The following is a 6,528-nucleotide window of genomic DNA, read 5'->3' on the forward strand; positions in this document are numbered from 1 at the left end:
TCCTCTTCCTCGCTGGTGAGGCCAGCAGCTACGTGACCGGTGCCGAGATATACGTGGACGGCGGCGCAAGCCAGATCTGACCAGGACCGCAGCCGCCCATCCCCCTCCGCCCACCCGACACGAGCGCACCGGGGCGGCCTGCCGAGCTCTGCCGAGCCGGCCAGTCGCCCCCGGTCGCCCCGGACACCCTTGAAGGAACCATGCGCAACGTGACCGACCTGCTCGCGGCCAACCTGCACGAAGTCTTCGGCAACCGCGACGCCGCAACCCGCCGCGCGGCCGTCGAACGCCTCTATACCGAGGACGTCGTCTTCACCGACCCCGAGGGCGCCACCACCGGACGCGACGCCCTCGCGGACAAGGCCGCCGCCCTCCTCGCCGACGCCCCCGCCGACTTCGATTTCACCGAGGACGGCCGGCGCTACGCCGGCCCCCACACCGGAGCACTCGCCTGGGCCTTCGGTCCGCCCGGCAGACCCGCCGTCCGCGGGATCGACGTCATCACCGTCCGCGACGGAAGGATCGCCGCCCTGACGACGATGTTCACCGCCTGACGTCTCGGTCCTACGGCACCCGAACCCACTGAGCCTTGCTCGGTGTCCCCTGGTCGTCGTCGACGAACAGCATGTACCACCCCGACTGCACCAGGTTCTTGTTCTCCGGCACCGTCACCTTCACCTTGTCCCCGGACACCGTGAACTTCATCTCGACGGACCGCTGATCCACGTCGGTCACATGCGTCGACGCACTGGGCCGGATCAACCGCACCTTCTTGATCGCCGAAGCCTGCGGAGAGGTGAACGTCCCGGAAGCACCCCGGGCGATGGTCTGCGGCCCCCCGGACAGCGAAGGACGCGAGTCCCGGTACAGATAGGGCGGTGTGTAGATCTCGATCCGCTGCTCGAAGACACCCGGCTTCGTGTTCGCCTTGTCCCCGTACAGCGAGTCAGACCCGAAGAACATCACCCGCCCGTCCGGCAGCAGCAGCGAACCGGAGTGGTAGTTGCGCCCCACCAGCGGGTCGGCCACCGACTCGAAGGTGTTGGTGTCCGGGTGGTACAGCCGGGCCTGGAGGATGTTGGAGTCACCGCGCCCGCGGTAGTCCTCCGAGCCTCCCGACACCAGCACCGAGTCGTCGGGAAGGATCGACGCCTGCGGGTACCGCGTCCCCTTCTCCAGGGTCGGCCCGTCCACGAACTTCGGGCTGTCCGCCTTCATGTCCACGATCCGCGTCCGGTTGCTGGACCGCGCGGACTCGCCGACCCCGCCGCCCCCGATCACCATGTACTTCTCGTCCTGCGCCGGCGGCAGCAGCACGGTCCCGGAGGTCTCCATCTCGTCGGCGTCGCTGAGCCCCGGGATCTTCGTGAACTTGTTGCTCTCCACGTCCCAGACGCCCGGGTCGCGCCCCACGTCGTCCGGCCCGTACCCCGCGTTCGACCCCGAGTAGAAGACCTTGCCGTTCTGCATCAGGAACAGCGCCGGGTAGGTCGGGAACTGACGGACCTTCGAGAGGTACGTCCACTTCTTGGTCTTCGGGTCGAACACCTCGTTCTTGCCCGGGACGAGCTGCCCGATGTCGTCGAGCCCGGAGACGCTGAGGATCTTCCCGTCGCTCAGGGTGGTGAGCGTCGGGTACCAGCGGGCCTCCTTCATCGGGTCGACCTTGATGTACTTCTCGGCGACCGGGTCGAACTCGAAGGCGTCCCGGATCCCCTGGAAGTCCTTCTTGTCGAGGGCGAGCTTCTGCGCGATCCCGTAGGTGTTGCGCGCGTCCGTCCCGGTGAGCCCCTGGATCCGGTAGTTGTCCTGGGTGCCGGTCTCGTACTTCCGGCCGCTCTTCTGCGCCTCGACGTAGATACGGCCGAGCCCGGGGTCGTTGCGCAGGAACTTCCCCGTCGCCTTGTCGAAGACCTTCGTGGCCCGTTCCACGACCACCGGGTCCTTGGACACGAAGGTCTTGCCGTTCTCCTTGCCGGTGAACTTGGTGCCCGCGGGCAGGGTGATCGGCTGGTCCGGGTTCTCGTTGTGCACGATCATCAGGCCGCCGGCCTTGGTGACGTCACCCTTGAGCTTCTCGTACCGCTTGGTGCCGCCGGCGATCAGCAGGTTGCCGTTCGCGAGCTGGGTGTGCCCGGTGCAGAACAGGTCGCTGGGCGTCGGCACCTTCTTGATCGTGCCCTTGACCGGGTCCCAGATCCGGGTGTCGAACTTCTTCGCGTCGAAGTTGTCCTGGTTGTTGCCCGACCCCGCCACCAGCAGCACCTTCCCGGTGCGCAGCAGTGCCGCGTGGATGGTGTTCTGCCGGTACTCCTCGGGGAAGTCGACGATCTCCCACTTGCCGTTCTCGGCTTTGTACTCGGGCTTGTTGATTTGGTACTGGTGGTATTTCTCCGTCCCGAAGCGGTACAGCCACGGGCCGTTCATCCCGGCCAGCGCGAGCACCACCGCCGTACCGATCGCGAGTCGACGGGCGCGGCGGCGGCCTGCACGGTCGTTCATTCCTTACGTCCCCCAAGTCCACCAAGGGCGATCTGCATGGTCTGGTCGTTGCCCCCGTCGTCCGCGGAGCCCCCGGGGCGCGGCTCGGGGGCGGCGGCCCAGGTCGGCTTGTGGGCCGGGGCGTGCTGCGCCGGCGTGTGCCGGGCGGGCAGCGGCTGCGGCTGGTACTGCGCCGAGACCTGAGCCGGCACCTGCGCCGGGACGACCGGTGCCTGGGGCGCCTCGGCGGGCGCGGCGGGCTTCTTCCTCGCCTGGCGCAGCATGTGCCGCCAGGTGAAGATCGGGGTCGCGGTGATCAGCATGGCGAAGGTCGCCCAGATGATCATCGCGGGGTGCGAGTGCCCCAGGGCGATGCCGGCGCCGATCGAGCCGCCGAAGATGGCGATGAAGTACCAGTGGTAGCGGAAGGTGCCGAACCACCGGTCGGGGCTGGCCGAGTCGCCCTTGGGCGTCACCACGAACTTGCTCTTGCGCCGCAGCAGCGAGTCGACCAGCGCCTTGGCGTACAGCGGGGCGGACAGCGCCGACATCACCATGCCCGCGACACCGCCGGAACCCTCGGGCTCGTGCGGGGAGACGTTGTGGCGGCGGTTCCAGATGTACAGGCCGATCTGGAGCGCGGAGGCGTTGCCGTAGAGCATCAGCCACACGGTCGGGTCGATGTTCACACCCGAGGCGCCCAGGCCCAGGAACAGGGCGCAGCTGAGGGCCGCGAGGATCCAGTTGAGGGCGGACATCGGGTAGAAGATGATCATCATCGTGTAGTTGAAGAGCTTGCTCGGCGGCAGCGAGTACCAGCCCTTCCAGTACTGCTTGAGGATCGTCTCGTACGTCCCGCGCGACCAGCGCATCTGCTGGGTGAAGAAGTCCGTCCAGGCGCTCGGGCCCTCACCGACCGCGAGCACGTCCGGGGTGTAGACCGAGCGCCACTTGCGGCCCGTCGCCGGGTTCTTGTGACGGTGGATCTCGAACCCGGTCGCCATGTCCTCGGTGATCGAGTCGTAGAGCCCGCCGATCTGCTTGAGCGCGCTGATCCGTACGGCGTTGGAGGTGCCCACGAACATCGGGGCGCCGTACTTGTTGCCGGCGCGCTGGATCAGGGCGTGGAAGAGGAACTGCTGGGACTCGGCGGCCTTGGTGACGAAGTTGTCGTAGTTGCCGTAGACCTGCGGGCCGATCACGAAGCCGACGTCCGGGTCGCGGAAGAAGCCGAGCATCCGCTCCAGGTAGTTGGGCAGCGGCACGTGGTCGGTGTCGACCGAGGCGAAGAAGTCGTACTGGTCGCCGTGCGCGTCCAGCCAGGCGTTGTAGTTGCCGTGCTTGGTCTTGGCGCGGTGCGGGCCCTTGGGCTGGTTCCACTTCTCGACGCCCTTGCGGGAGAAGTGGTGCACCCCGAGGCGGGCGCAGACCTCCTTGACCGCCGGGTCGTCGCCCTCGTCCAGGAGCCAGACGTGCATGAGGCCGCGGTGACGGATCCGCACCGCGGCTTCCAGGGTCTTCGTCACCATCTCCAGCGGCTCCTTGCCGGGCACGAAGGAGGTGAGGAAGGCCACTCTGGTGCCGGTCTCGGGCACCACCGGGACCGGGTCGCGGGCGACCAGGGTGGCGTGCGCGTTGGACAGGACGTTCATGCAGCGGAAGAACTCGATCAGACCGATCGAGACGAGCATCACGATGTCCAGGGCCGGCAGCCACGAGAAGGCCGGGTAGTCCCGTTCGGTCCAGTGCTCGGGCTGGAGCAGCCAGAACAGCAGGACCAGGGAGAGCACCGGGGCCGCGGCGAGCATCAGGGCGACTCTGATGCGGTGCGGCTCCTGCGAGATCAGCGAGCGGTACTGCACCTTGTAGGGCCGGCTCGGGTCGGGCTGTGTGAGGGGGCCGGCCAGTCTGCTGTAGTGCTCGTAGTCGTACTTAGGAAGCGTCTTCTTTATCCGGCGCAGTGTGCCGGTCCGATGCGAAGGCAGCCTGAGCTGTGTGGTGTCGGACGGGTCGAAGTTCTGCCGGGCGCCCGTCGGCGTCGACGTCATGAGTCATCCCCCCACACGCGGACGGGCCGCGTGTTGTCGTTTCCTTACGGCTGATCAGGTCCCCCTCGACCTTCACAGACGTATCAGTGGTGGGCCGCAGTCACCACAATCTTCACAGCATTAGACAGGTAACAGCGGCCTTCCGGTTGCAGACGCCCCCTCCGGCGTCGTCAGCGGCGGGGCCCCCTTTCCCCGCAACACCGGCAACCGTCTCCTTGCCCCCCAACTGCCGCGAATACGCAGCATCTTGAAAACCAGGGTTCTACGGTGCTCATCATGATCGCAAGATGCGAAACGCGGTGTTTACCGGTCATACGCGTTCATTGTGGCTCCTGTGGGGGCCTTGTGGAGTCGTTGCGGACATCCGTACGTCCGCCGCCCCGATCCGGTTCACGCCCCTCCATGCCGAAACCCCCCTCACCTCGTCGAGGCCCCTCCACGCAGAAGGGCCCTCGCCTCGGCCAGGCCCTTCTATGCGGAAAGGCCCCCCGCTGGGCGAGGGGCCTTTCCGTGTCGGTGCGCCGCCAGGGACTCGAACCCCGGACCCGCTGATGCTGCGTCTTCCCGGGGGATGACCCCCGGACCCCCAGCCGCCACTGCCCGGCCCCAGTCCCCCCGGCACGCCGAAGCAACTCGTCCAAACATGACAGGCCCCCCGCTTCCGTGGGAGGCCTGCCATCGTCGGTGCGCCGCCAGGGACTCGAACCCCGGACCCGCTGATTAAGAGTCAGCTGCTCTAACCAACTGAGCTAGCGGCGCCTGCTGACCTGCACAACTCTACCCGACGCGAGAGGGTGCTCCGGCTCGCCGTACATCATTCGGACCGTCAGCATGCGCGTCCGGGCGACAGTTGAGAAACTGGCGAATGTGCACAGTTGCGGACATTTCAACCTGGAGTGTGAGGGGCGTCGCATGGAGACTCCGGTGTTCGAGGAGATCGATCCCGCGAGCGACTGCGACTGCCCCGGATGCGTCCACTGGCGACGCGTCCTGCCCCGCTCGACCGGCGGCCACCCCGCCGCCACCCGGGCCGTGATCCTCGCCGCCGCGGCCTCCACCGCCCTCGGCGCGGTCCACGCGGCCCCCGCCTTCGCCGCCCCGCACGCCCCGGCCCGTCCGGGCGGACCCGCGGTCGACGAGCCCGACACCCCCCAGGGCCGCAAGGCCCCGCTGCACGGCCCCGGCGGCAGGCCGGCGGTCGTCAAGGCGCCGACCACCACCCGGGCCGACATCATCCGGCGGGCCAAGCAGTGGGTCGCCGCGAAGGTGCCGTACAGCATGTCCGCCTACTGGGGTGACGGCTACCGGCAGGACTGCTCGGGCTTCGTGTCCATGGCCTGGAACCTGCCGGGCAACGAGTGGACCGGCAGCCTCGGCCAGTACGGCATCAGGATCGCCAAGGACGACCTCCAGCCCGGCGACATCCTGCTCTTCCACAACCCGTCCAACCCCGAGCAGGGCTCCCACGTCGTCATCTTCGGCGGCTGGACGGACTACACGCACACCTACTACCTCGCCTACGAGGAGACCCGCCCGTACGCCCGCAAGCAGGCCACCCCGTACGCCTACTGGAGCAACTCGGACCGGTACGTGGCCTACCGGTACAAGGGGCTCGCGGGCCCCTCGGCGGAACCAGTCCCGTCCGCGCCCGCCACGCCCGAGCCCGGCACGCCCGGACCGGCCACGCCCGTGCCGGACAACGGCAAGCCGGAGGCGCCGGCCGCGACGCCCTTCCCGGGGCCCGCGTACTTCGGTCCCGGGGCCGACAACAAGTACGTCACCCAGCTCGGCCGCATGCTCGTGCGGCGCGGCGCCGGGCGCTACTACACCTCCGGCCCCGGCCCCCGCTGGACGGACGCGGACCGCAGGGCCACCCAGGCGTTCCAGCAGGCGCAGGGCTGGTGGGGCGGGGACGCCGACGGTCTGCCCGGGGCGCAGACCTGGACGCTGCTGGTGACCGGCAGGGGCAAGGACATCGGGGCGGCGGGCGGACAGACGG

4 protein-coding genes and 1 tRNA gene are annotated in these 6,528 nt (G+C 68.5%); 2 read left to right on the forward strand and 3 right to left on the reverse strand.

Going from position 1 to position 6,528, the window contains the following annotated elements:
• Positions 1-200: 200 nt before the first annotated feature.
• Complete coding sequence (locus AOJ26_RS40500; protein ID WP_053853322.1) at positions 201-554, forward strand: nuclear transport factor 2 family protein; 354 nt, start codon at positions 201-203, stop codon at positions 552-554.
• A gap of 10 nt (positions 555-564) precedes the next feature.
• Here the strand turns inward: AOJ26_RS40500 and AOJ26_RS40505 are convergent, their stop codons facing one another.
• The 3 genes from AOJ26_RS40505 to AOJ26_RS40515 form a co-directional block, all read right to left on the reverse strand.
• The gene (locus AOJ26_RS40505) at positions 565-2,502 is read right to left on the reverse strand and encodes a kelch motif-containing protein (RefSeq protein WP_053853323.1); all 1,938 of its coding nucleotides are present in this window, start codon (positions 2,500-2,502) and stop codon (positions 565-567) included.
• Positions 2,499-4,529, reverse strand: a complete 2,031-nt coding sequence (locus AOJ26_RS40510) for a glycosyltransferase family 2 protein (RefSeq protein ID WP_053853324.1) — start codon at positions 4,527-4,529, stop codon at positions 2,499-2,501. Before AOJ26_RS40510 ends, AOJ26_RS40505 begins: the two co-directional genes overlap by 4 nt.
• Positions 4,530-5,214: 685 nt before the next feature.
• Positions 5,215-5,288, reverse strand: a tRNA-Lys gene (locus AOJ26_RS40515).
• A gap of 153 nt (positions 5,289-5,441) precedes the next feature.
• Between AOJ26_RS40515 and AOJ26_RS40520 the strand changes: the two genes are divergently transcribed.
• On the forward strand, positions 5,442-6,528 hold a 1,087-nt coding region (locus tag AOJ26_RS40520; protein WP_053853325.1), incomplete at its 3' end, for a peptidoglycan-binding protein.

It is taken from the genome of Streptomyces sp. NRRL B-24085 (assembly GCF_001282115.1).
Lineage (GTDB): Bacteria > Actinomycetota > Actinomycetes > Streptomycetales > Streptomycetaceae > Streptomyces.

Excerpts from the sequence above, each read along its gene's own strand:
- AOJ26_RS40500 (WP_053853322.1), top strand. The coding sequence starts at position 201 with ATGCGCAACGTGACCGACCTGCTCGCGGCCAACCTGCACGAAGTCTTC.
- AOJ26_RS40510 (WP_053853324.1), bottom strand. The coding sequence starts at position 4,529 with ATGACGTCGACGCCGACGGGCGCCCGGCAGAACTTCGACCCGTCCGAC.
- AOJ26_RS40505 (WP_053853323.1), bottom strand. The coding sequence starts at position 2,502 with ATGAACGACCGTGCAGGCCGCCGCCGCGCCCGTCGACTCGCGATCGGT.